General features: G+C 64.6%; 26 protein-coding genes. 8 read left to right on the top strand and 18 right to left on the bottom strand.

What is annotated here, in order from left to right; translation table 11 throughout:
* Nucleotides 1–4 precede the first annotated feature (4 nt).
* Genes FHY55_RS10485 through FHY55_RS10475 form a run of 3 tightly spaced genes read right to left on the bottom strand, consistent with a single transcriptional unit; the run spans nt 5 to nt 2,791 of the window.
* Nucleotides 5–1,093, bottom strand: coding sequence for an ABC transporter ATP-binding protein (locus tag FHY55_RS10485; RefSeq protein WP_140014140.1), 1,089 nt, complete (start codon nt 1,091–1,093; stop codon nt 5–7).
* A 1-nt stretch (nt 1,094) separates the two neighbouring features.
* Complete coding sequence (locus tag FHY55_RS10480; RefSeq protein WP_140014139.1) at nt 1,095–1,922, bottom strand: ABC transporter permease; 828 nt, start codon at nt 1,920–1,922, stop codon at nt 1,095–1,097.
* A complete protein-coding gene (locus FHY55_RS10475) occupies nt 1,919–2,791 on the bottom strand; it encodes an ABC transporter permease (RefSeq protein WP_254695285.1) in 873 nt (290 codons plus the stop codon). The genes FHY55_RS10480 and FHY55_RS10475 overlap by 4 nt, the downstream gene beginning before the upstream one ends.
* Nucleotides 2,792–3,166: 375 nt before the next feature.
* Here FHY55_RS10475 and FHY55_RS10470 point away from each other — a divergent pair, with 375 nt between their 5' ends.
* Entirely contained in the window at nt 3,167–3,493 is a 327-nt protein-coding gene (locus tag FHY55_RS10470) for a hypothetical protein (protein ID WP_140014137.1), read from the top strand.
* Between the two features lie 56 nt (nt 3,494–3,549).
* Here FHY55_RS10470 and rpsI read toward each other — a convergent pair whose 3' ends face one another.
* From rpsI to FHY55_RS10455, 3 genes are all read right to left on the bottom strand, one after another.
* On the bottom strand, nt 3,550–4,038 hold the full coding sequence (gene rpsI / locus FHY55_RS10465) for a 30S ribosomal protein S9 (protein WP_140014136.1): 489 nt from the start codon (nt 4,036–4,038) through the stop codon (nt 3,550–3,552).
* Nucleotides 4,039–4,041: 3 nt separating this feature from the next.
* Entirely contained in the window at nt 4,042–4,500 is a 459-nt protein-coding gene (rplM, locus tag FHY55_RS10460; protein ID WP_140014135.1) for a 50S ribosomal protein L13, read from the bottom strand.
* Between the two features lie 140 nt (nt 4,501–4,640).
* Nucleotides 4,641–5,084, bottom strand: a complete 444-nt coding sequence (locus FHY55_RS10455) for a PaaI family thioesterase (RefSeq protein WP_254695284.1) — start codon at nt 5,082–5,084, stop codon at nt 4,641–4,643.
* Between the two features lie 64 nt (nt 5,085–5,148).
* Between FHY55_RS10455 and FHY55_RS10450 the strand changes: the two genes are divergently transcribed.
* Entirely contained in the window at nt 5,149–5,940 is a 792-nt protein-coding gene (locus FHY55_RS10450) for an enoyl-CoA hydratase (RefSeq protein ID WP_140014134.1), read from the top strand.
* A gap of 97 nt (nt 5,941–6,037) precedes the next feature.
* Here the strand turns inward: FHY55_RS10450 and FHY55_RS10445 are convergent, their stop codons facing one another.
* The 3 genes from FHY55_RS10445 to FHY55_RS10435 are packed head-to-tail and all read right to left on the bottom strand — an operon-like array spanning nt 6,038 to nt 9,449.
* Nucleotides 6,038–7,507, bottom strand: a complete 1,470-nt coding sequence (locus FHY55_RS10445) for a carboxypeptidase M32 (protein ID WP_140014133.1) — start codon at nt 7,505–7,507, stop codon at nt 6,038–6,040.
* A 1-nt stretch (nt 7,508) separates the two neighbouring features.
* Nucleotides 7,509–8,660, bottom strand: coding sequence for a heme A synthase (gene ctaA / locus FHY55_RS10440; RefSeq protein WP_140014132.1), 1,152 nt, complete (start codon nt 8,658–8,660; stop codon nt 7,509–7,511).
* Nucleotides 8,661–8,720: 60 nt separating this feature from the next.
* On the bottom strand, nt 8,721–9,449 hold the full coding sequence (locus FHY55_RS10435; RefSeq protein WP_140014131.1) for an RNA methyltransferase: 729 nt from the start codon (nt 9,447–9,449) through the stop codon (nt 8,721–8,723).
* 88 nt (nt 9,450–9,537) lie between these two features.
* Here FHY55_RS10435 and FHY55_RS10430 point away from each other — a divergent pair, with 88 nt between their 5' ends.
* Both FHY55_RS10430 and FHY55_RS10425 read left to right on the top strand, forming a co-directional pair.
* A complete protein-coding gene (locus tag FHY55_RS10430; protein WP_168222972.1) occupies nt 9,538–9,870 on the top strand; it encodes a TfoX/Sxy family protein in 333 nt (110 codons plus the stop codon).
* A gap of 55 nt (nt 9,871–9,925) precedes the next feature.
* Nucleotides 9,926–10,549: a thiamine phosphate synthase gene (locus tag FHY55_RS10425; protein WP_140014129.1), complete on the top strand. Its 624-nt coding sequence runs from the start codon at nt 9,926–9,928 to the stop codon at nt 10,547–10,549.
* 215 nt (nt 10,550–10,764) lie between these two features.
* On the opposite strand, the gene FHY55_RS10420 is transcribed toward FHY55_RS10425, so the two are convergent.
* The 3 genes from FHY55_RS10420 to FHY55_RS10410 form a co-directional block, all read right to left on the bottom strand.
* Nucleotides 10,765–11,577 carry a 1-acyl-sn-glycerol-3-phosphate acyltransferase gene (locus FHY55_RS10420; RefSeq protein WP_140016080.1) on the bottom strand — a complete coding sequence of 271 codons (813 nt, stop codon included), beginning with the start codon at nt 11,575–11,577 and terminating at the stop codon, nt 10,765–10,767.
* 59 nt (nt 11,578–11,636) lie between these two features.
* Entirely contained in the window at nt 11,637–12,422 is a 786-nt protein-coding gene (locus FHY55_RS10415) for a GNAT family N-acetyltransferase (RefSeq protein WP_140014128.1), read from the bottom strand.
* Between the two features lie 134 nt (nt 12,423–12,556).
* Nucleotides 12,557–12,742, bottom strand: a complete 186-nt coding sequence (locus tag FHY55_RS10410; RefSeq protein ID WP_140014127.1) for a DUF3553 domain-containing protein — start codon at nt 12,740–12,742, stop codon at nt 12,557–12,559.
* Nucleotides 12,743–12,765: 23 nt separating this feature from the next.
* Between FHY55_RS10410 and FHY55_RS10405 the strand changes: the two genes are divergently transcribed.
* The gene (locus FHY55_RS10405) at nt 12,766–13,350 is read left to right on the top strand and encodes a histidine phosphotransferase family protein (protein ID WP_140014126.1); all 585 of its coding nucleotides are present in this window, start codon (nt 12,766–12,768) and stop codon (nt 13,348–13,350) included.
* Between the two features lie 67 nt (nt 13,351–13,417).
* Here FHY55_RS10405 and FHY55_RS10400 read toward each other — a convergent pair whose 3' ends face one another.
* Complete coding sequence (locus tag FHY55_RS10400) at nt 13,418–14,671, bottom strand: glutamate-5-semialdehyde dehydrogenase (protein ID WP_140014125.1); 1,254 nt, start codon at nt 14,669–14,671, stop codon at nt 13,418–13,420.
* A gap of 116 nt (nt 14,672–14,787) precedes the next feature.
* Between FHY55_RS10400 and FHY55_RS10395 the strand changes: the two genes are divergently transcribed.
* Complete coding sequence (locus FHY55_RS10395) at nt 14,788–15,813, top strand: Gfo/Idh/MocA family protein (protein ID WP_140014124.1); 1,026 nt, start codon at nt 14,788–14,790, stop codon at nt 15,811–15,813.
* Between the two features lie 70 nt (nt 15,814–15,883).
* Here FHY55_RS10395 and FHY55_RS10390 read toward each other — a convergent pair whose 3' ends face one another.
* The 3 genes from FHY55_RS10390 to FHY55_RS10380 all read right to left on the bottom strand — a co-directional run bounded on the left by FHY55_RS10390 (nt 15,884) and on the right by FHY55_RS10380 (nt 17,853).
* A complete protein-coding gene (locus FHY55_RS10390) occupies nt 15,884–16,093 on the bottom strand; it encodes a helix-turn-helix domain-containing protein (RefSeq protein WP_140014123.1) in 210 nt (69 codons plus the stop codon).
* Between the two features lie 137 nt (nt 16,094–16,230).
* Nucleotides 16,231–17,064 carry a YdiY family protein gene (locus tag FHY55_RS10385; protein ID WP_140014122.1) on the bottom strand — a complete coding sequence of 278 codons (834 nt, stop codon included), beginning with the start codon at nt 17,062–17,064 and terminating at the stop codon, nt 16,231–16,233.
* A 285-nt stretch (nt 17,065–17,349) separates the two neighbouring features.
* Nucleotides 17,350–17,853 (bottom strand): DinB family protein, encoded by a 504-nt coding sequence (locus FHY55_RS10380; protein WP_140014121.1) that lies wholly within the window; start codon nt 17,851–17,853, stop codon nt 17,350–17,352.
* Between the two features lie 177 nt (nt 17,854–18,030).
* On the opposite strand from FHY55_RS10380, the gene FHY55_RS10375 reads away from it, so the two are divergent.
* Nucleotides 18,031–19,077: an extracellular solute-binding protein gene (locus FHY55_RS10375; protein WP_140014120.1), complete on the top strand. Its 1,047-nt coding sequence runs from the start codon at nt 18,031–18,033 to the stop codon at nt 19,075–19,077.
* A 60-nt stretch (nt 19,078–19,137) separates the two neighbouring features.
* Here the strand turns inward: FHY55_RS10375 and FHY55_RS10370 are convergent, their stop codons facing one another.
* Complete coding sequence (locus tag FHY55_RS10370; RefSeq protein WP_140014119.1) at nt 19,138–19,626, bottom strand: GNAT family N-acetyltransferase; 489 nt, start codon at nt 19,624–19,626, stop codon at nt 19,138–19,140.
* Between the two features lie 109 nt (nt 19,627–19,735).
* Between FHY55_RS10370 and FHY55_RS10365 the strand changes: the two genes are divergently transcribed.
* Nucleotides 19,736–21,040 carry an HlyC/CorC family transporter gene (locus tag FHY55_RS10365; RefSeq protein ID WP_140014118.1) on the top strand — a complete coding sequence of 435 codons (1,305 nt, stop codon included), beginning with the start codon at nt 19,736–19,738 and terminating at the stop codon, nt 21,038–21,040.
* Here FHY55_RS10365 and FHY55_RS10360 read toward each other — a convergent pair.
* Nucleotides 21,037–21,399 carry a DUF4440 domain-containing protein gene (locus tag FHY55_RS10360; protein ID WP_168222971.1) on the bottom strand — a complete coding sequence of 121 codons (363 nt, stop codon included), beginning with the start codon at nt 21,397–21,399 and terminating at the stop codon, nt 21,037–21,039. The two genes, FHY55_RS10365 and FHY55_RS10360, sit on opposite strands and share 4 nt — an antisense overlap.
* Nucleotides 21,400–21,414: the final 15 nt, after the last annotated feature.

Below are 21,414 nucleotides of genomic sequence, written 5' to 3'. Positions count from 1 at the left end.
GCGGTTATTGCGGAAAATAGATCAGCGAAGAAGCGTCCCATTCCAGCCGCGCAGATGTGCCGCGCTCCAGCACCGGACGTCCGGCGCGGTTTTTCATTGAAACGGTTAGCCGCTCTGGTGCGCCGGGAAGGGCGATTTCGTAATAGGTCATGTCGCCGTAGTAGATCACCTCGGCCACTTCGCCCTCGGCCACTTCGCTCCGCGCCTGCTCACCTTCGAACAGCACCTGAAGGCTCTCGGGCCGCACGCCCACGGCCCCGGAGCCGTTGACGAAACCTGCGGGGCATTGATCCTGCTCGATGACGGTGCGCCCAAGACCGGCGATATCAACGACAATATCGCGGCCCTCTTCCAGCTTCCCGTCTGCGGGGAGGAAGTTCATCACTCCGATGAAATCCCCGACCCGGCGGTTGACCGGGCGGCGGTAAAGCTCCTGCGGCGGGGCGAGTTGGGCGATCTGGCCGTCGAACATGACGGCGATGCGATCGGACATGATGAGAGCTTCTTCCTGATCGTGGGTCACGAGGATGAAGGTGATTCCCACCTGCCGCTGGAGCCTGCGCAGCTCGCTTTGCATCTGTTCGCGCAGCTTTTTGTCGAGCGCAGAGAGTGGCTCGTCGAGCAGCAGCACTTTGGGCTCGAGAATCAGGGCGCGGGCTAGCGCCACCCGTTGGCGTTGCCCGCCCGAAAGCGCATGGGCCGCCCGGCCGCCGTAGCCACCGAGGCCGACCATCTCCAGCGCGGCCTCGATCTTCTTGGCTTTCTCCGCTGGGGCCAGCCCAGAGCGCCGCAGCCCGAAGCCCACGTTTTGCGCCACGGAAAGGTGTGGAAACACGGCGTAGGACTGGAACACCATGTTGGTGGGGCGCTTGTTGGCAGGCACCCCCGCCATATCTTGGCCGTCGATCAGAAGCGCGCCGGTGCTGGGTGTTTCGAAGCCCGCGATGATGCGCAGCAGCGTGGTCTTGCCGCAGCCTGATGGCCCGAGCAGCGAGAAAAATTCGCCCTCGCCGATCTCGGCTTCGATGCCCTTGAGCACTTCGACATCACCGAAGCTCTTGGTGAGGCCCGAAAGGCTGATGAGTGGTTTCATGTCAGAGGAATCCCCCGGTGTCCTTGGCCCCTGCCCGCTTCAGCCCGCGCCGCCGCATGATTTCGGCCATCGTCAGCAGCACGACCGATGCTGCCACCAGAATGGTGCCAAGGGCCATGATGATGGGCAGCTTTTGCGGAAAGCGGAGTTGCGACCAGATGTAAACCGGCAGCGTGGGCTCCGCGCCGGTGAGGAAGAAAGCGATGATGAACTCGTCGAGCGAGATGGTGAAAGAAATCAGCAGCGAGGCGATGATGCCCGGCATGATCAGCGGCAGCGTGACCAGCCGAAAGGTGCTGGCGGGCGTTTCGCCAAGGTCGATCGCGGCCTCTTCCAGCGAGGTGTCGAGCGATTGATAGCTGGCGTTGAGGATGGCCACGGCGAAGGGGGTGCAGATGAGCGTGTGGCCGAGGATCACAGTCCAGCTGGAGAGCGGCGCGCCGAGGATCGAGACGATCACCACCAGCAGCGAGACGCCGACGATGATCTCGGGCAGCACCAGTGGCACCATGATAAGCCCCATGATTGTGCCCTTGCCCGGGAAGCGATAGCGCACCCCGGCCCGCGCCGCGCAGAGGCCAAGCAGCGTGGCCAGCACCGAGGAGGTGACGGCAATGATGAGCGAGGTTTTGACCGAGCCTGTCAGCGCTGGAACGCCGGTGAGGCCCTTGAACCATTCGGTGGTGAAGCCCTGCAGCGGGAAGGCGATGACTGAGCTTTCGTTGAAGGCGAAGAGCGGCAGCAGGAAGATCGGCGCGTAGAGAAACACCAGATAGGCCACTGCATAGAGCCAGAGCCACCCGCCGCGCTTTGCCAGCCAGCCGCTCATTTGCCCCCCTTCACCCAGCGCATCGTGGCCAGCACGATACCGAGCGAGATGAGCGAGACAGAGAGCATGGCGATCACCGCCAGCGCGGCCCCCATCGGCGCGTTGTTGAGCTTGAGAAACTGGGTTTGGATCATGTTGGCAATCATCAGTCCGTCCGGCCCGCCAACCAGCCGGGGTGTAACATAGTCCCCGATGGTCGGGATGAAGACGATGAGGATGGCCGCGACCACCCCGGGCATCGCCAGCGGCAGGGTGACACGGGTGAAGGTGCGAAACATGCCTTCGCCAAGATCGCGGGAGGCCTCGAGCAGGGAGCGGTCTATCTTTTCCAGCGCCACGAAGATCGGCAGGATCGCGAAGGGGGCGAAGGCATGGGCCAGGGTGATGACCACGGCATTGGCGTTGTAGAGGATGAAGGTGAGCGGTTCGTCAATGATCCCAAGCCCTTGGAGCGAGGAGTTGAGCACGCCGTTGTAGCCGAGGATCACCTTCCAGAGGAACACCCGGATCAGGTAGCTGGTCCAGAACGGGATGGTGATCAGGAAGATCCAGAGCGATTTGCGCTCTGGCCGAACGTAGAAGGACACGAAATAGGCGATGGGGAAGGCCAGCACCACGGTGGCAAGGGTGACGGCCCCCGAGATCAGCAACGAGCGACCCAGGAGCAGCATGTAGAGCGGCTCGGTGAAGGCCTCGCGGTAGTTCTTGAGGGTGAAGGTGCGGTCGAGCGTTAGAAAATCCTGCGACCAGAACGACAGGAGCAAAACGGCCCCAAGCGGGACGGCGAGGAGCAACACGGCATAGAGCCCCGGCGGGGCGGCCAGCAGCAACCCCTTCTTCGCGTCGCTCAGACCATGGCCTGCGCTCAATCCTTCGTCCCCCGAGAGCATTACCGTCGTTCGCCTGAGGTTATGCGAAACACAGGCACGCTCAAGGGCTGATTTGCGGCAGTGCAGCGGAAGATAGGGGAGGAATCAAATGGGGCGTGCTTCCAATGAAACACGCCCCAGGAGATCGTGAATAGATATAGGTCAGGAATGCAGCCCTGTCAAGGGATCGTCATGTGACGCGGCGTCAGGAGCATGCTTGGAGTGGGGCCGCCGTTTGGGCTCTGGCTCCCGCTCGGGTGCGAAAGGGCTGTGCGCGAAGAAAATCCATATACCAATGCGGAGCAACGATTTACCGGGGGTTATACCACGCAGCGCAACACCGTTTTCTCTTTTTTTCCTACTGCGGCGGTCGCCGTGCTGGCTGGCCCGGCGCTGGCGCACACCGGCGAGGGCTTGGCGGGCGGCCTGCTCTCGGGCTTGCGGGCGGGCATTGCCGTGGGCGGGGCCGTGCTGCTGGGCGCGCTGGATGAGCACCCTTTCGGCACACTGCCGGTTTCGATCTACGCCGGGATCTGCTTTGCCACCCTGCTTCTGGCCGTCGCCATCACCGCCCTTGTCAGGATGAGCTTTGACCGCCGGGGCGAGGACAAGTGGCTCGCGATCACATGGCGCACCGGCGCCTCGTGGTGCGCCGGGATGTTGCTGCTTGCGTTGGCTTTCGAGCTGCGACCGCCCGTGTGAGCGCAAAAGAAAAGGGCCGCAACTGTGCGGCCCTTTCCAAATCTCTGACACCAGCCTCAGCGCTTGGAGAACTGGAAGCTCTTGCGGGCCTTCGGCCGACCGTACTTCTTACGCTCGACGACGCGGCTGTCGCGGGTGAGGAAGCCGGCGGCTTTGAGGGCGCCACGCAGCGAGGGTTCGTAAAGCTGCAGGGCCTTGGAGATGCCGTGTTTCACCGCACCAGCCTGACCGGTCAGACCGCCGCCTTTGACGGTGGCCATCACGTCGAACTCGCCTTCAACGCCAGCAACCTGGAAGGGCTGGCGCAGGATGAGTTGCAGCACGGGACGGGCAAAGTACTTGTCCTGGTCCTTGCCGTTGACGATGACCTTGCCGGAGCCCGGCTTGATCCAGACGCGGGCGACCGCATCTTTCCGCTTGCCGGTGGCGTAGGCACGACCCAGCTCGTCGCGCTGGGGCTCGCGGTTGATTATTTCTTCAGCGACGGGGGCCGAACCTTCGGCGACCGTGCCCAGCTCTTCGAGCGAATTCACTTGGTCAGCCATTTATCAGACCCTCGTGTTCTTTTTGTTCATGGATTTGACGTCCAGCACTTCGGGGCTCTGGGCCTCGTGCGGGTGCTCGGCGCCGGCGTAGACACGCAGGTTGGTCATCTGAACGCGGCTCAGCTTGTTGCCGGGCAGCATGCGCTTGACGGCCTGCATCACCACGCGCTCGGGGTACTTGCCCTCGAGGATCTGGCCGGTCGTGCGGGACTTGATGCCGCCCGGGTAGCCAGTGTGCCAGTAGTTCGGCTTTTCACGCTTGTTGCCGGTCAGCTGGATCTTGTCGGCATTGATGATGATCACGTTGTCGCCCATGTCTTGCGACGGGGTGAACGTGGCTTTGTGCTTGCCGCGGAGGCGGTTGGCGACGATCGAGGCGAGGCGACCCAGAACCACGCCTTCGGCGTCGATCAGGATCCACTTCTTGTCGATGTCTGCCGGGGTGGCAGTAAAGGTTTTCATGTGTCGGTCCTCTTGCGCCGCACGAGCGGGTGCGGCTGTAGCATTCGATTGGGCCGTTCTAAGCATTCGGGGCGGCCAGTCAAGAGGCGCAGGATGGAATAAATAAAGCTATTTCAGCGGCTTATAATTAAGGTATTATTTTACCCCACATTTGGGGCCGGTTTTGGCGGGATCGCATAGGTCAGGCTGGCGCGGGCAACCACCGCCGACTGCCCTTCGGAGCGAATATGGCACTCGCCCACGGCAAGGGAGCGACCAAGTTTCAGCAGGCGCGTGGTGCAAATCAGATCGCGCCCGGCTTCGGGTTTGCGCATGAAGTCGATCGCGCAATTGGTTGTGACGGTCAGGGCCACCGGCCCGATGCGCGACAGAACGGCGAAATACATGCCCACATCCGCAAGGCCGAACATGGAAGGCCCCGAGATGGTGCCGCCGGGCCGCAGGTGCTTGTCTTGCGTCAGCAGCCGAACCACCACGCCATCGGCGGTGATCTCCTCCACCGAAAAGTCGCCGATCACCTGTGTAAACTCGGTTTCGACGAAGCGCTCCAGCGCGGCCTTGTCCATTACCGTTTTGTCCAGCATTCCGCTCCCCTTGCGCTTTTCCGGGCTGCGGCCCAGAGTTTCTGCCAATGGGGAGAATGGCAAGATGAGTGAGCCTGTGCTGACCCGGGTTGACCGGGGAAACGTTGCGGAACTGACACTGAACCGGCCGGGCGCGCTCAATGCGCTTTCTGACGGGCTACTTGCGGCGCTGACAGATGAGATCGCCGCCTTGAGAGAGGATGGCCGCATTCGGGTGGTGATCCTGCGGGGGGCGGGCAAGGTGTTTTGCGCGGGCCATGACCTTAAGGAGATGCAGGCCGGGCGGCAGGCAGAGGACCGGGGCCGGGCGTATTTTGAGGATCTCTTCGCCCGCTGCTCCGCCGTGATGATGGGGCTGCAGGCCCTGCCCCAGCCGGTGATTGCGCAGGTGCATGGCATCGCCACCGCCGCCGGCTGCCAGTTGGTGGCCAGTTGTGACATGGCGGTGGCGGCGGAGGGCACGCGGTTTGGGGTGAATGGCGTCAACATCGGCCTGTTCTGTTCGACCCCCATGGTGGCGCTGTCGCGCAATGTGGCACCGAAGGTGGCCTTTGAGATGCTGACCACGGGCGAGTTCATCGACGCGGCGCGTGCCCGCGAGGTGGGACTGGTAAACCGCGTGGTGCCCGAAGCCGCGCTTGAGGGCGAGACCCGCAGCCTTGCCGAGACCGTCGCGGGCAAGCTCACGGCCGCCGTGAAGATCGGAAAGCGGGCGTTTTATGACCAGCTCCCGATGACAACCGCCGAGGCCTATGCCCATGCCTCAGCGGTGATGGTCGAGAACATGCTTTGGCGCGACACCGACGAGGGGATCAAAGCCTTCATCGAGAAGCGCCCGCCCGATTGGCAGGACTAACCTCGCGCAAAAGGTTTACGATCGGTTGAAACGGGCGTGCGGGATGGCGGGGCACGCCCCCCCGCGCCGCGAATCGCCCGCGCCGTTGGGGCCGGCCTTAGAGCCGGTAGATCGCGCTGAACTTCTCTTCGAGATAATCCAGCAGCGGCGCTTCCGACGGCTCGAAGCCGCAGGCGTGGGTTATGGTTTCGCGCGGGGGGCGCAGCCCGCCGTGCTGTTGCAGGTTTTCGCGCAGCCAAGCTGTGGCCGGGGTGGCATCGCCCGAGGCGAGCGCGACATCGACACCGGGCACCGCGTCGCGCAGGGCCTTGTTCAGGCAACCGGCGTAGACGTTGCCCAAGCTGTAGGTTGGGAAGTAGCCGAAGAGGCCGACGGACCAGTGCACATCTTGCAGGCAGCCGTTGGAGGGCTTGTCGACCGGGTAGCCGAAGTCGCGCTCGAAGCGGGCGTTCCATGCTTCTTCAAGGTCTGCCGCTTCCAGCTTGCCTGCCACGAGGTCGCGCTCGAGGTCGAAGCGCAAGAGGACGTGGAGGTTGTATTGCACCTCGTCGGCCTCGGTGCGGATGTAGCCGGGCTTCACCTTGTTGACGGTGGCATAGAAGGCATCGGCATCAAGACCGAGCGGGCCGAAGGCCTCTTCCATCTGGCTGTGCAGCCAGCCGGTGAAGGCGCGGGAGCGGCCCATCTGGTTTTCGTAGATGCGGCTCTGGCTTTCATGCACGCCCATTGAGACCCCCTGCCCCATCGGGGTGAGCAGGTAGTCTTGCGAGATGTTCTGCTCGTAGCAGGCGTGGCCGACCTCGTGGATGGTGGAATAAAAGCAGTTGAACGGGTCATCCTCGGCGACGCGGGTGGTGATGCGCACGTCATTGCCGGAGCCGGAGCTGAAGGGGTGGACGGCCTTGTCGATCCGGCCGCGGGAGAAGTCATATCCGAAGGCCTCGGCCAGCTTGTTGGAGAGCGCAAGCTGCGCAGCCTCGCCATAGGTGCCGGCGAGCGCCTCGGGCTGGTGGCTGGCGCCGAGAATTTTCTCACGCAGGTCGACGAGGCGTGGGCGGAGCGCGCCGAACATCGCCTCAAGGTCGGCGGCCTTGGCGCCGGGCTCGTAGTCATCCAGCAGCGCGTCATAAAGATCGCCGCCATCGGCCAGCGCGGCGGCCTCCTCGCGCTTGAGCTTGAGCACCTCATCCAGCACGGGGACGAAGGCCGCCACATCTTCGGCGGCACGGGCCTCGGCCCATTTGCCTTGGGCGATGGAGGTTGTTTTGGCCAGCGCTGCGGCGAGTTTGGAGGGCAGTTTGGTGGTGCGTTCGAAGCTGCGGCGGATCAGCCGGAGGGCCGCCTCGCCTGCCGCATCGGGGGCTTCGGCGGCCTCCAGCCACTCACCCACGCGGGGGTCGATCTTGCGGGCGTGCAGCACGCCGGAGAGCGCCGCGATCTCGTCGCCGCGTTGCTCGGCGGAGCCGCGGGGCATCATTGTTTCCTGATCCCAGCCAAGGCGGCCCATGACCTGGCCAAGGGCCTCGGTCTCGCGGCTGTGGGCCATGAGGTCTTCAAATGCGGTCATGTCAGAGTCCTTCGCGGAGCGTTCCGGCCTTGGGGTAGCCCGCAAGGAAGCGGGCACGGATGATAACGACCCAAAGCGCCACGCCAAGCGCCTGATGGGTGATGGCGATGTGCCAGGGGGCGGAGTGCATCACGGTGACGATGCCGAGCACCACCTGCCCGAAGAGCAGCACCAGCGCCCAATCAAACGCACGGCGGGTGGCGGCATAGGCGGAACGGCGCGAGCGGACCCAGGCGAAGATGGCGAAGGCGAAGAGCGCGTAGGCCACCATGCGGTGGATGAATTGCACAGTGCCATCATTCTCGAAGAAGTTGCGCCAAAGCGGCTCGATCTCCCACATGCCGGGGGGCGTGAAGCCGCCCGCCATCAGCGGCCAGTCGATGTAATTGCGGCCCGCGTCGATGCCCGCCACCAGCGCACCGATGAGGATTTGCAGGAAGGCGAAGTGCATCAGCCCGGTGCCCAGCCCCCAGACCCGGCGCTCGCGGGCGCGGCGGGCCTGCATGATCTCGCGCTCGGGGCGCGACAGCAGCAGGATATACCACGCCAGCAAGCCAAGGATGGCGAAAGCGAGGCCCAGGTGGGTGGCGAGGCGGTAGGAGGCAACGTCGGTCATCTCGCCGGAGAGGCCGGAGTAGACCATCCACCAGCCGATAGAGCCCTGAATGCCGCCGAGCACGCCGGGGATCAGCAGGCGGAGCTTCCAGCCGGTGGGGATTTGGCCGCGCAGCAGGAACCAGAGGTAGCCGACCGCCCAGACCAGCCCGATCAGGCGGCCAAGCTGGCGGTGCCCCCATTCCCACCAATAGATTGTTTTGAACTCGGCAAGGCTCATCCCCTTGTTTTGCAACTCATACTCGGGGATCGTCTTGTACTTGTCGAAGGCGATGGCCCAATCGGCCTCGTTCAGCGGCGGGATGGCGCCCTTGATCACGTTCCACTCGGTGATCGAAAGGCCGGAGTCGGTGAGCCGGGTGAGGCCGCCGACGATGATCATCACCACCACGAGGGCGAAGAGCAGCATCAGCCAGCCCCGGATGGCAAGGCGTGCGCCACCCCGGCTGCCCTTGTCGATCAGCCCGGTTTCGCGGGGTGCTGTGCGCGGGGCCTCGCCCTCGCTGACCTCTTCGAAGATGCTGCGTTTTCCGGCCATGGTGGTTCCTATGCTCGGGGCCTCTTTCGCGCTCTCAGGTAGCGCGGGGAGGCCGCGGCCTCAAGAGCCGCCGCCGGACGACTTGCCGCGCAGCAACTGGCGCAGGGCACCGTGGAGCATTTGCACATCCGGGCGGGTGAGCATGAGGCGGGGCCACATGTTGCGCAGGACCAGCTTCATCCCGGCGGCCTTCTCGGCGGGGAAGAAAAACCCGGCCTCCTCAAGACGCTCCTCCCAGTGATCGCCAAGCTTTTCGACCTCTACCGCAGAGGCAGGCTCGGCGGGGGCCTCGGTGCCGCGCGGAAGCGTGTGGCGGCCATATTCATAAGCCATCAGCAGCACGGCCTGGCCGAGATTGAGCGAGAAGAATTCGGGGTTGACCGGCACGGTGATGATGGCGCTGGCGCGGGCGACATCCTCGTTTTCCAGCCCGGCCCGCTCGGGGCCGAAAAGCACCGCCACCTTCTGGCCAGCAGCGGCGCGGCGGCGGGCGTCGGCCATGGCTTCTTCTGGTGTCAGAACCGGCTTGGTGAGGCCCCGCCCCCGGGCCGTTGTGGCATAGACCATGCGGCAATCGGCCACCGCGTCGGCCACGCTTTCGTGCAGGTCTGCGCCGTCGAGCACCCGCCCTGCGCCGCTGGCAAGCGCTGCCGCACGCGGATTTGGCCAGCCGTCACGCGGGGAGACGAGGCGCATTCTGTCGAGGCCGAAGTTCCACATCGCGCGGGCTGCCGCGCCGATGTTTTCGCCCATCTGCGGGCGCACGAGCACAAATACCGGGTCTGCCATTTGCTGCGCCTTTCTTGCCTCGCATCACGGCGCGGGTGATACGATGGGACGCAGGGCCAGACAAGCGGTGCTTTGGAAGGGAGCGACAATGGCGTGGGACGAGGAGGTGGCCGAGCGGCTGCGCGAGGGGCTCATGGGCGTGCCGGAGGTGAGCGAACGCAGGATGTTTGGCGGGATTTGCTTTATGATCCGGGGCAATATGGCCTGCGTCGCATCGGGGCGCGGCGGTGCGTTCTTTAGGGTGGGCAAGGCACGCGAGGCCGAGGCGCTGGCGCTGCCGGGGACAGCCCGGATGGTGATGGGAGGGGCCGAGAAGGCCGGGTTTATTCATGTCGACCGGGGCACTCTGGAGGAGGAAGATATTTTCGATGGGCTGATGCGGCTTTGCCTGAGCTTCGTGGAACCGATGCCGGCAAAGTAGCCAAGCCCGCAAAACCCCGATATAGGGCCTGAAACCGAAGATAATGGAGCCGAAAATGGCCGATGCGCCCGATGTGCCGCAGATCTACCTGATCACCCCGCCGACGCTGGAATTGTCGAGCTTTCCCGGTAAGTTGGCCGGTGTTCTTGATGCCGTGGACGTGGCCTGCGTGCGGCTGGCTTTGGCGACGACGGATGAGCGCGAGGTGGCACAGGCGGCCGACAGCCTGCGCGAAGTGGCCCATGCCCGGGATGTGGCGCTGGTGATCGAGGCGCATGTGCAGATGGTCGAGCGGCTGGGGCTGGACGGGGTGCACCTGACGGATGGGGCGCGCAGCGTGCGGGCCGCGCGCAAGGCGCTGGGCGAGGATGCCATCGTTGGTGCCTTCTGCGGCGCGTCGCGGCATGACGGGATGAGCGCCGGTGAAGCGGGCGCGGATTACGTGAGTTTTGGCCCGGTATCAACGACTTCGCTGGGCGACGGCACCCAGGCGGAAGACGAGCTTTTCCAGTGGTGGAGCCAGGTGATCGAGGTGCCCGTGGTGGCCGAGGGCGGCCTCAGTGCGGGGCGCGTTGCGGCGCTGGCCGGGATGACGGACTTCTTTGGAATCGGCCCCGAGATCTGGGGCGAGGACGACCCGGCGGAAGCGCTGAAGAGTCTGATGGCGGGTGCCCTCTGAGCGCTGTGCGGTGATGCACAACTCCCACTGAAAACGGCGTTAAGTGCAGAAATACCACAGGCACAAGTGATGCACATCCTATGCACAACCGATACCTCCTTGGTTTTTGCACAACCGGGGGCGTTAAGCAGGCGTGCGCAGCGGATTGGCCGGCCTCCGGTGTCTCAACTCTTTGGGGGCCTTTGCCCCGCTCGTCGCAGGTGCCACGTGGAGCGTCAGGGCCGATGGCCGGAGCCGAGCCGGGGCTTCAGCCCATCGCGCACCGCCGCTTCGCAGGCCGCTGCCAGCGCCTTGCGGCCCCCTGCCCCGGCAACCGGGATTGGCGCGTGAAAGACGATTTCCACCGCGCCTTGCCGCCGCGCGCCGAGCACGCGAAGCAGGCCGGAGCCGAAGTCCATGTCTCCCCACCAGCCGTAGAAGCGCGGGTCTTCTCCCGGCGGCGCTTGGTAGGCGACGGTGACGGGCTGGATGTGCAGGATCTCGGGCATGTCGTGGGTGTAGAAAGCCTGAAACAGCGTGGGCTTGAAGGGCAGCACGCGCAGACCGTCGGTTGACGTGCCCTCGGGGAAGAAGAGCAGGCGGTGGTTCATCCGCAGCCGCTCTTCGAACACTGCTTGCTGGGCCTTGGCCTCGCGCCGGTCGCGCCGGATGAAGACGGTGCCGGTGGCGCGCGCCAGCCAGCCGATGCCGGGCCAGCCTGCCACCTCGGATTTGGCAACGTAATAGATGCGCTGGGGCGCGTTGAGGGCGTAGATGTCGAGCCAGCTTGCGTGGTTGGCGACGATCGCGCCGCGATGCCGCATGGGGGTGCCGTGGGTGCGGTGCTTCATGCCGAGGCAGAGGAAGGCCGCCTTGCAGACGAACTGCGTGATGAAGGGCGTGACCGGGCGGTGGTGGCCGCAGAGCGGACGCTCGACAAGGCGGACCAGCAGGAGCAGCGCGAGGCAGCCGAAGGTGATGAGGCCAAGGGGCAGACCGCGCAGGATGACCCGCGCCCAGCCGAGCGGACCGAGGCGCGGAGGCGGCAGCGGGGATGCGCCTTGCCAGAGCGGACCCTGGCTTGGGCTTTGCTCGGTGTGGTGCTGGCTCAAGGGGCGCGGTCTTTGCGGTAGATCGCCACCTGGCGTGGGCTGACCTGCGTGGCGTCGAGCACGAGGCAGACATCGGTGGTGTTGAAGGCGTGATCGAGAAAGGCCCCCTGCCCGACCCAGCCGCCGAGGCGCAGGTAGGCCTTGATCAGCGCGGGCACGGCGCGCATGGCCTCGGGGCGGTTGAGCTGGGTTTCGGGCAGAATGTTCATGGCGCGGCCATTGGGGGGCAGCACCTCGGGGCGGAGCGCGGCGGGGGCGAGGTGGCTGTGGTGGAGCAGCGAGAGCGGCGCGGCGAGGGCTTGCAGATCGGTGCCGTGGAAGGAGGCGGTGCCAAAGAGCACCTCGATGCCACGCTCCTCGACGTAATCCCACAGGGCGCCCCAGAGGTGGAACATGGCCATGCCGCCGCGATACTCGGGCGCGAGGCAGGAGCGGCCAAGCTCCAGCAGATTGCGGCCGGAGGTTTTGAGCGGGGTGAGGTCGTATTCGCCTTCGGTGTAAAAGCCGCCTGCGGCTTCGGCCCGGGTGCCGGGCAGCAGGCGATAGACGCCTACGACCTTGCCTTCGCCTTCGCCCGCACCTTCGCCCGCGTGGTCGATCAGCAAGAGGTGGTCGCAATGGGCATCGAAGGGGTCGGCCTCGAGGCGGGCGTCATGATCGACCATCTCGCCATCGCCGCCCAGCTCGGCCACGAAAACCTCGTAGCGCAGGCGTTGGGCGGCGCGCAGGTCGGCCTCGTCAGCCGCCAGTCGCAGCTCGAATTTCGGCGCTTCGGCGTCCATCCTGCGTGCCCTTCGGCCCTCCATTGCCGCCCGTCTCCGGGCTTTTAGGCAGCCCGCCGCGATGGCGCAACCCGGGTGGGCTCTGGCTGGCACGGGGGTCGCATTAATGTCATGTTAACCAAGACCCGCGTAGGTCATCGGTTAAAGACGATTTCCAGGAGGATGCGCTTGCCGTCGATTGTCACTTTGCCTGCGTGCTCGAAATTCACGGTGATGCGCCCGCCGATGTTTGATTGCACCTGTCCCAGCCCCCAATCGGGCTCATCAGGGTGGCGCACCAACATGCCCGGTTCGAGGATTGCGTTGAGATCTGAGGCCATTGGGCTTTCTCCGGAGGGCGACCATGGACGATGACTTCGACCTGGCGGCGCGGTTGGCGTCGCGGATCTGCCACGACCTGATCAGCCCGGTTGGGGCCATCGGCAACGGGGTGGAATTGCTGGCGATGGCAGGGCTGCAAAACAGCCCGGAGCTGGCACTTGTAGATGACAGCGTGAAGAATGCGCAGGGCAGGATCAAGTTTTTCCGCATCGCCTTTGGCCGCGCCGAAGAGGGACAGGCGGTGAGCGAGGCGGAGATACTGGCCACGCTGGCAGACTACCTTGGCGGCGGGCGTGTGCAGGTGGATTGGCCGGCACCCGGAACGGTTGGCCGGGCGGAGCTGCGGGCGATATTTTTGGCGATCAACTGCCTTGAGATCGAGCTGGCCTATGGCGGCGTGATCGAAGTGCGGCCCAGTTGGGAGGTGGTGGCGCGCGCGCCGCGGTTGCGCAATGAGGCCGCCGCATGGGAGGCGCTGGAGCGCGGAGATGGCGCGGGGCTGAGCCCGGCACAGCTGCAATTTGCGATGTTGCCCAAGGCGCTGGCGGCCTTGGGGCGCGCGGCTGAGGTTGCGCGGCTTGAGGAGGAGGTTGCGATCCGGTTTTAAGCCGTGGGATGCGCGGCGGGGGATGACCCCCGCGCGCTGTGATATTTGGGGCAAGATCGCCCGTGGGTTACGGCCGTGTGGTGCCGTTGCCGGTGACGAGATATTTGAAGCTGGTCAGCTGGGTTGCCCCCACCGGGCCGCGGGCGTGCATCTTGCCGGTGGCGATGCCGATCTCTGCCCCCATGCCAAACTCGCCACCATCGGCGAATTGGGTGGAGGCGTTGTGCATCAGGATGGCGCTATCGACCCGTTGGAAGAAGCGGTCGGCGGCGGCCTCGTCTTCGGTCAGGATCGCCTCGGTGTGCTGCGAGCCGTAGGTGCGGATGTGGGCGATGGCCTCGTCAATGTTATCGACCACTTTCGCGGCGATCTTCATGTCGAGGAACTCCTTGCCGAAATCCTCCTCGGTGGCCGGGCGGGTGCCGTTTAGCCCTTGGGCGTAGACCTCTACCCCGGCGTCCATCAGCGCATCGACAAGCTTCTGACCGAGGTCAGTTTGGCTTGCGTGCACCAGCAGGCACTCGGCGGAGCCACAGATGCCAGTACGGCGGGTCTTGGCGTTGAGCACGACCTTCATGGCCTTTTCGGCATCGGCGGCGGCATCGACATAGACGTGGCAGATGCCTTCGAGGTGGGCAAAGACGGGCACGCGGGCCTCGCGCTGGACGAGGCCGACGAGGCCCTTGCCGCCGCGCGGCACGATCACGTCGATATAGGCGGTGGCGCGCAGCATCTCGGCCACGGCCTCGCGGTCGCGGGTGGGCATGAGCTGGATCGCGTCTTCGGGCAGGCCGGCCTCGCGCAGCCCGGCTTGCAGGGCGGCGTGGATGGCGCGGGCGCTGTGATAGCTCTCAGAACCTCCGCGCAGGATCACCGCGTTGCCGGATTTGAGGCAAAGCGCCCCGGCATCGGCGGTGACGTTGGGGCGGCTTTCGTAGATCACGCCGATCACACCGAGGGGGGTGCGCACGCGGAGGATGTGCAGGCCAGAGGGACGATCCCACTCGTCGATCACCTCGCCGAGCGGGTCGGGCTGGGCGGCGATGGCGGTGAGCCCGTCGACCATGCCCTGAATGCGGGCCTCATCGAGCATGAGGCGGTCCATCATCGCATCGGTCAGGCCCTTCTCGCGGCCAAAGTCCAGATCACGGGCGTTGGCTTCGAGGATCTCGGCTTGCGAGGCCAGAAGCGCGGCACCGGCGGCCTTGAGCGCGGCATTGCGGGCCTCTGGCGGCGAGAAAGACAGCTCCGCAGCGGCGGCGCGCGCGCGCTCACCCATCTCGGTGACGAGGGCGGGGATGTTGTGGCTGAGGTCTTTCATCGCGTTGGCTCCTTTGGTGGGAGGGATGTAGCGCGATGGGGGGCGCGGCTCAATGGGGTTTGCGGGGCGGGCAGATTGCTGGTCTGGTGACGGGGCGCATCAGCGGGAGGGACAAGATGGCAGCGGCGGAAGAAGAACGAAGGGTTGGCGTGGCCTTGCTGGGGGCCGGGATGATCGCCAAGAGCCATGTGGCGGCCCTGTCGGCGGCGGGGGACAGGCTGCGGCTGGAGGCGGTGGTTTCACGCCATCCGGAGCGGGCGGGCTACCTTGCGGCGCTTTATGACGGGCCGGCGCCGAGTTTTATCTCTCAGATTGGCGAGGTCATCGACGACCCCGCAATCGAGATGGTGATTGTGGCCACACCGCCGAGCGTGCGGGCCGAGGTGATTGCGCCACTGGCGGAAGCGGGCAAACACATTTTGCTGGAAAAGCCGGTTGGGCGGACGCTCGGCGAAGCCGAAGAGGTTGTGGAGATCTGCGAGCGGGCGGGCGTGGCCCTTGGCGTGGTGTTTCAGCATCGGGTGCGCGCTTCATCGCGGGCGGCGGCGGAGTTGATTGCCAGCGGCGCCCTCGGAGCGCTGGGCGTGGTGGAAATCGCCGTGCCGGCGTGGCGCGAGCAGAGCTACTATGACGAGCTGGGGCGCGGCACCTATGCGCGGGACGGCGGCGGGGTGGTGATAACCAATGCGATCCATTCGATTGACCTTGCACTCAGCCTCACCGGGCCGGTGGCGCAGGTTCAGGCGATGATGGCCACATCGAAGCTGCACCGCATGGAAGCCGAGGATTTTGCCGTGGCGGGGCTGCGGTTTGCCAATGGTGCGGTGGGCTCGCTGGTGGCCAGCACGGCGATGTTTCCGCAACGAAGCGAGACGGTTGCGCTGCATTTCGAGCAGGCGTCGTTGCGGATTGGCCGTGACGGGGTGGTGGTGAACTGGCGTGACGGGCGCGAGGAGGTGCTGGGGGCCGAGGAGGTGAAAAAGCACGACTGGCACCAAAGGGTGATTGAGGATTTTGCCGCCGCGATCCGCGAAGAGCGCGCGCCGCTGGTGACAGGGCGCGAGGCCTTGGCGGCGCATCGGTTGATAGAGGCGATTGAGGCCTCTTCTCGTGACGGCAAGTCGGTGGACCTGTCTGGCTGATCCGCGTCCCGCTTAAGCGTTGCGCGGGGATGGTGTGTGCGACCCGTAGGTTTGCTTTATCGGGCGTTGCTCAGCCCGGCCCCTCTTGTTCTGATATGGCATCGGCCACGATCTTGTTGACCGTGGCCAGATCCACACCGACGTGGTCGGCGGCCTGTTGGCTTGAATAGCCGCGTGCATAGCACTCCAGCACGCGGGCAGTGACTTCCTTTGTGGGCGGCTGGGCTTGGCTAGTGTTGCCGCTGTGGGCGGACTGGGCCACCGGCTTATCGTGCGGCATTGAAACCCCCTGCCCTCATGCGGCAATCGCTGCGCTGTTTTTGCATGTTAGGCCATTGAGCGCAGCGGTGCCGCAATAAAAAAGGCCCGCCCATTTCTGGGCGAGCCAATCTTGTCACTGATACGAGGGATATCGGATCAGTTGAAGCTGTAGACCAGCGACACGCCGAAGGTGTTGTCGGTGTTATCGTCACCCGGCAGCGGATCGGTGTGGTATTCGGTCGCGATGGACGTGCGCAGCGCCAAGGCGTCTGTCATCGAGACGTTCACGCCGAGGTCGTTGTAGATCACGTTGTCGGACTCCGAAAAGATGAAGTCGGTGTCGTTGGTCAGGTAGACCGTTTCGGTGAGCTTGGTCGAGAAGTTGGAGCCGATGGAGGCGGCTTCTTCTTCGATCTCGGTGCCGTCAGACAGCTCGGCCCAGCGGTAGCCGGGGCCTGCCGACACATACCAAGTGGAGCGAGCGTTTTCGACGACCTTGTAGCCCACACCGAAGCCCGCGAAGGTATCGCGGCGGTAGGAAGCGAAATCGTCCTGGCTGCCTTGGATCTGGCCGTAGGCATACCAGCGGTCGCCAAAGTCACGGGTGTAATCGAGGCCGTAGAGCAGGCTTTCGGTGTCTTTCACATCGTTGCTCTCGCCGTAGTCGTAGACCACGTTGAACTCGACGCCATTGGTGCCGTCATACCAGCCGAGGTTGGCACCGAGGCCCACGTCGAAGCTTTCGGTGTTGCCGGACTGGGCGGTGGAGCGGAGCGAAACCGAGCCATCAAAACCGAGCTTGCGGCCGCTGTTGCCGAAGGCGTCGACGTCACGATCGTAGTCGTCGGTGATGTCTTCCTGCAGATCTTCGAGACGCTCTTCGGCGGCGTCGCGGTTGTCGAACGTCGTGGTTTGCGCCAGCGCGGCCCCGGCGGAAAAGCTTGCAACGGTGCCGAGCGCGAAGGCGGCGAACGTGGTGGTGTTTTTCATTGTCTCCTAATCCTTCTCAGAGGGTTTGACCGCAACCACGAGGGCTGCGGGATGGCTGGAAAGTAAGAGGATTGGAGGGAGTTATAAGGACACGGGGCGGACACGAAATTGTGCTTGGGCACCGCGTTGTATCAACAGCACATCGGCGGAGAGTTGCCGGGTGTTTTTTGATGCCATATCAATGGGTTCCATATGTCGTCGCGTAAGCTCACGGCACATTTCACGGCGACATGATGGGGCAATGTCTTGGCACTATTGAAGGCGAGCGCGGGGCCGCAGGATCGTTCAGCTTCCGGGCAGGAACGGCAGGTCTGTGATGCCCGGATCGAGGCCGATGGAGGTCAGCATGGCGTGGACCTGCCCGCGGTGGTGGGTTTGGTGGTTGAAGAGCTGTGTGACGCAGATTGCCATCGGTTTGCGGTAGTCGGCGTTATAGGTGGGCGAGTGCCATGTGAGATCGCCGACCAGATCAAGCTCGCGCAGACCGGCGGCCCAGACCTTGATGCGCCCGTCGAGTTGGAAGCGGGCCGCCTCCCATGCGCCGATGGTGAGGCAGCAGCGAGTGTTTTCTTCTACCGGCACGTCGGGGCCCGGCCCGCCATCGAACCGGCTCATCCACGACGTATCGGCCCAGACCATGTGGTTGAGGGTGGCGAGGATGGAGCCGAAGAAGGCGCCACGGTCCTTGGTCAGCTCATCGGGCGGGAGGTGGCGCACGCAGCTCATCACCTGCTCGTTCTGCCAGGCGTTGTAGCGGGCCATCATCCGAACCCATTCGACACCGATCATGTTGCGAAGTCTCCTGAATTTTGTGCAAGTTTTGCCGGGGCTTGTGCTTGTGTCAATCAACGTGCCCCTGCCCCTGCCCCGCCGAGGCCTTTCCTCGTATTTTCCCTTGTGGGCAAGGCGCGGCGCGGCTAGCGTTTCTATCCGAAAGCCCACCGCCAACCAAAGGACCACCACATCATGGCGCGATATTTCTCTGCTGCTGCGGCGCTACTTCTTTCGACGGCCTTCACTGCCCATGCGGCGGATGAAGAGCTGTTGATCTTCGACTGGTCGGGGTTTGAAGAGCCCGGCTTCTTTGGCGAATACATCGAGAAGTACGGCGATAGCCCGAGCTTCACCTTTTTCGGGGAAGAGGAAGAGGCGTTTCAGAAGCTGCGCTCTGGCTTCAAGGCCGACATCGCCCACCCCTGCTCGCAATCGGTGGACAAGTGGCGGCAGGCCGGGCTGATCGAGCCGTGGGATGTTTCGAAGATTCCGCGCTATGCCACCGTGGCCGAGAGCTACAAGAGCGACCCGATCTTTACTGATGGTGATGATGTCTACTTCATCCCCGCCGACAATGGCTCGACCGCGATTGCCTTTAACGCCGATGAGCTGAGCGCCGAGGATGTGGGCAGCTTGCAGGTGTTCAAGGATCCGCAATATGCGGGCCGGATTTCGTTGCCCGACAACGTGGATGACATCTATGCGCTGGCCTATCTGGCCACCGGCGTGAGCGACTGGACGAAGGCGACGCAGGAAGACTTTGAAGCCGCCAGCGCATGGCTGCGCGAGGTGCACCCCAATGTGCGGGCCTATTGGGCCGATGGTGCGGAGCTGGCGCAGCTGATGAGCACGGGTGAGGTGCTGTTTTCATGGGCGTGGAGCGAAACGCCTGCCTCGATGCGCGGCGATGGCCATAACATCGGCTTTCAGCGCGAGGCCGAGGGCGGATCTTCGGTGTGGTTCTGCGGCTACGTGAACCTTGTCGACGGGCCGGGCAGCGAAGACAAGGCGCATGATTTCATCAACGCGTGGCTCTCGCCCTCTTCGGTGGAATACATCGTGAACGAGTGGGGCTATGGCAACTCCAACACCGAGGAGATGGCCAAGATCGACACCGAGACGCTTGACGAGGTGGGCCTTGGCGAGGTCAGCGCCCCGGTGCTGGCGCAGCTGCCGATGGACAACGCGCTGCGCGAGCAGATGATTGCCGAGTTCGAGAAGATCAAGGCCGGGTTCTGACCGCAGCCGGATATTGAATGGGGAAACGGCGGCTCGCGGGCCGCCGTTTTCATTTTGGACTCAGGGGTGCGGGGCTTCCATCGGCAGGATGCGGCCCCATTTGGTGTCACGCGGGGCGCCGGCCACCTCGAACCCCGCCTTGCGGTAGGCGGCGATGGCGCGGGCGTTTTCGGGGTGCGGATCGGTGCAGATGACCGGGGCACCGGCGGCGTAGAGCGCGGCCATGTGCTGGCGGATGAAGGCAGGGCCGTGCCCCTGCCCCAGCAGAGCGCGCAGGCCGATGAACTGGTCGATCCCGCGGGCGCCGGGCGGCAGGTGGCGGAAGGGATGATCGGGCCAGCCGTGCACGTCATAGTCCTGTATGTAGGCGAAGGGCGTGCCAGATAGGGCAATGATGCGGGGCACGACGCGGGTGCCTTGCAGATCGGCCGCATCGAAGGGGTCATCCTGCCCCCACCAGAGCCGCACCTCGGGCACCGCCAGCCAGCCGCGCAAGAGCGGCAGGTCTGCGAGCGTGGCGCGGCGGAAGCTATAGGCGGCCTCTGGCATGAGCGCAGCGTAGCTCGCGCGCCGAGCACCCGGAAGCGGTATGCCATCTTGAACCTGCGCGGCCTCGCCCCCATAACGTGTAGGTCATGACACAACCCCGGCTTACCCCTTGATCGACACCGCATTCTGGCTCACTTCGGGCGGCATCTTGCTGTTGCTCGTCTGCTCCGCCTTCTTTTCAGGCTCCGAAACGGCGCTCACCGCTGCGTCGCGTGGCAAGTTGCGCTCCCGGGCGGACCGGGGCGAGCGTGGCGCCGAGGTTGCCCTTGAGGTGACCGAGGACAATGAGAAGCTCATTGGTGCCGTGCTTCTGGGCAACAACCTCGTGAACATCCTCGCGGCCAGCCTCGCCACCGCGCTGTTTACCCGGCTTTTCGGCGAGAGCGGCGTGGCGCTGGCGACGCTGGTGATGACGCTGCTGGTGCTGATCTTTGCCGAGGTGCTGCCCAAGACCTATGCGATCACCAATGCCGAAAGTGCGGCCAGCCAGGTGGCGCGGCCGATCAAGCTGCTTGTGCGGGTTCTGGCCCCCATCGTTGGCTCGATCCGCGCGCTGGTGCGGGTGTTGCTGCGCCTTGTCGGGGTGCAGACCGACCCGGATGGGCAGATGTTTTCGGTGCATGAAGAGATCGCCGGGGCGCTGGCGCTGGGCCATTCGGAAGGCGTGGTGCTGAAGGAGGACCGCGACAGGCTGTTGGGCGCGCTCGATCTTGGCGACCGGACGGTGGAAGAGATCATGCTTCACCGCTCGCAGATCGAGATGATCGACGTGGATGCCCCGCCCGACGAGGTGCTGGCGCAGGCGCTGGAGAGCCGCCACACCCGGTTGCCGCTGTATAAGGACGACAAGGAGAACATCGTTGGCGTGATCCACGCAAAAGACCTGCTGCGCGCCATCCACCGGGCTGCGCTTGCCTCGGGCGGCGCACCGGAGGCGCTGAGCAGCCTTGATGTGCTGGATGTGGCGATGGAGCCCTATTTTGTGCCCGAAACCACGACGCTGGATGACCAGATGCGTCAGTTTTTGCGCCGCAACACCCATTTTGCCTTGGTGGTGGACGAATATGGCACGCTGCAGGGGCTGATCACGCTGGAGGATATCCTTGAGGAGATCGTTGGCGAAATCACCGACGAGTTCGACATCGACGAGGATCATCCGCTGCGCAAGACCGATACGGATGACTGGATCGTGGACGGCGCCATGACCATCCGCGATCTGAACCGTGCCAATGACTGGAACCTGCCCGACGACGAGGCCAACACCGTGGCGGGGCTGGTGATTCATGAGGCGCAGGCGATTCCGACCGTGGGGCAGGTGTTTTCGTTCCACGGATTCCGCTTTGAAGTGATTGCGCGCAAGGACAACCGCCTGACGCGGCTGAAGATGCGCCCGCTTGCCACGCGGGCGGGCTAGGCCCCGGCTTCGGCAATCGCCGCCGGGGTTTGCTGGTGGCTCATCAGCCGCCATCCGTCGCCATCATCCACATAGGTTGAGGCACAGAGCGCCACGAAGGTGGCCTCGCCCTCTCGCTCGGCATGGGCCTTGTAGGCCAGCACGGCCACCGGGCCCTGATGGGTGAAGCTGCGATCGTGAAAGGTGACGGAGCGCCAGGGCACGGCGCCGTCGAGCCCTTTCATCGAGGCTTCGGCGTTGAGGATGCCCGCCGGGTAGGGAAAGACGAACACCGCGTCATCACGGGTGACGCTGCGGGCGTAATCGCTGCCGCCGGTCCAGTATTTCTCTTCCATTTTCCAGAATTCCGCTTCGGTCATCTTGGGCCTCCTTTG

Source organism: Oceanicola sp. D3 (genome assembly GCF_006351965.1).
Classification (GTDB): domain Bacteria; phylum Pseudomonadota; class Alphaproteobacteria; order Rhodobacterales; family Rhodobacteraceae; genus Vannielia.
This window is presented reverse-complemented; position numbering and strand designations above follow the sequence as displayed.

What these genes read in the sequence shown, in the direction of transcription:
- FHY55_RS10485 (WP_140014140.1), bottom strand. Translation starts at nt 1,093, where the DNA reads ATGAAACCACTCATCAGCCTTTCGGGCCTCACCAAGAGCTTCGGTGAT.
- FHY55_RS10480 (WP_140014139.1), bottom strand. Translation starts at nt 1,922, where the DNA reads ATGAGCGGCTGGCTGGCAAAGCGCGGCGGGTGGCTCTGGCTCTATGCA.
- rpsI (WP_140014136.1), bottom strand. Translation starts at nt 4,038, where the DNA reads ATGGCTGACCAAGTGAATTCGCTCGAAGAGCTGGGCACGGTCGCCGAA.
- rplM (WP_140014135.1), bottom strand. Translation starts at nt 4,500, where the DNA reads ATGAAAACCTTTACTGCCACCCCGGCAGACATCGACAAGAAGTGGATC.
- FHY55_RS10455 (WP_254695284.1), bottom strand. Translation starts at nt 5,084, where the DNA reads ATGCTGGACAAAACGGTAATGGACAAGGCCGCGCTGGAGCGCTTCGTC.
- FHY55_RS10450 (WP_140014134.1), top strand. Translation starts at nt 5,149, where the DNA reads ATGAGTGAGCCTGTGCTGACCCGGGTTGACCGGGGAAACGTTGCGGAA.
- FHY55_RS10445 (WP_140014133.1), bottom strand. Translation starts at nt 7,507, where the DNA reads ATGACCGCATTTGAAGACCTCATGGCCCACAGCCGCGAGACCGAGGCC.
- ctaA (WP_140014132.1), bottom strand. Translation starts at nt 8,660, where the DNA reads ATGGCCGGAAAACGCAGCATCTTCGAAGAGGTCAGCGAGGGCGAGGCC.
- FHY55_RS10435 (WP_140014131.1), bottom strand. Translation starts at nt 9,449, where the DNA reads ATGGCAGACCCGGTATTTGTGCTCGTGCGCCCGCAGATGGGCGAAAAC.
- FHY55_RS10430 (WP_168222972.1), top strand. Translation starts at nt 9,538, where the DNA reads ATGGCGTGGGACGAGGAGGTGGCCGAGCGGCTGCGCGAGGGGCTCATG.
- FHY55_RS10425 (WP_140014129.1), top strand. Translation starts at nt 9,926, where the DNA reads ATGGCCGATGCGCCCGATGTGCCGCAGATCTACCTGATCACCCCGCCG.
- FHY55_RS10415 (WP_140014128.1), bottom strand. Translation starts at nt 12,422, where the DNA reads ATGGACGCCGAAGCGCCGAAATTCGAGCTGCGACTGGCGGCTGACGAG.
- FHY55_RS10410 (WP_140014127.1), bottom strand. Translation starts at nt 12,742, where the DNA reads ATGGCCTCAGATCTCAACGCAATCCTCGAACCGGGCATGTTGGTGCGC.
- FHY55_RS10405 (WP_140014126.1), top strand. Translation starts at nt 12,766, where the DNA reads ATGGACGATGACTTCGACCTGGCGGCGCGGTTGGCGTCGCGGATCTGC.
- FHY55_RS10400 (WP_140014125.1), bottom strand. Translation starts at nt 14,671, where the DNA reads ATGAAAGACCTCAGCCACAACATCCCCGCCCTCGTCACCGAGATGGGT.
- FHY55_RS10395 (WP_140014124.1), top strand. Translation starts at nt 14,788, where the DNA reads ATGGCAGCGGCGGAAGAAGAACGAAGGGTTGGCGTGGCCTTGCTGGGG.
- FHY55_RS10390 (WP_140014123.1), bottom strand. Translation starts at nt 16,093, where the DNA reads ATGCCGCACGATAAGCCGGTGGCCCAGTCCGCCCACAGCGGCAACACT.
- FHY55_RS10385 (WP_140014122.1), bottom strand. Translation starts at nt 17,064, where the DNA reads ATGAAAAACACCACCACGTTCGCCGCCTTCGCGCTCGGCACCGTTGCA.
- FHY55_RS10380 (WP_140014121.1), bottom strand. Translation starts at nt 17,853, where the DNA reads ATGATCGGTGTCGAATGGGTTCGGATGATGGCCCGCTACAACGCCTGG.
- FHY55_RS10375 (WP_140014120.1), top strand. Translation starts at nt 18,031, where the DNA reads ATGGCGCGATATTTCTCTGCTGCTGCGGCGCTACTTCTTTCGACGGCC.
- FHY55_RS10370 (WP_140014119.1), bottom strand. Translation starts at nt 19,626, where the DNA reads ATGCCAGAGGCCGCCTATAGCTTCCGCCGCGCCACGCTCGCAGACCTG.
- FHY55_RS10360 (WP_168222971.1), bottom strand. Translation starts at nt 21,399, where the DNA reads ATGACCGAAGCGGAATTCTGGAAAATGGAAGAGAAATACTGGACCGGC.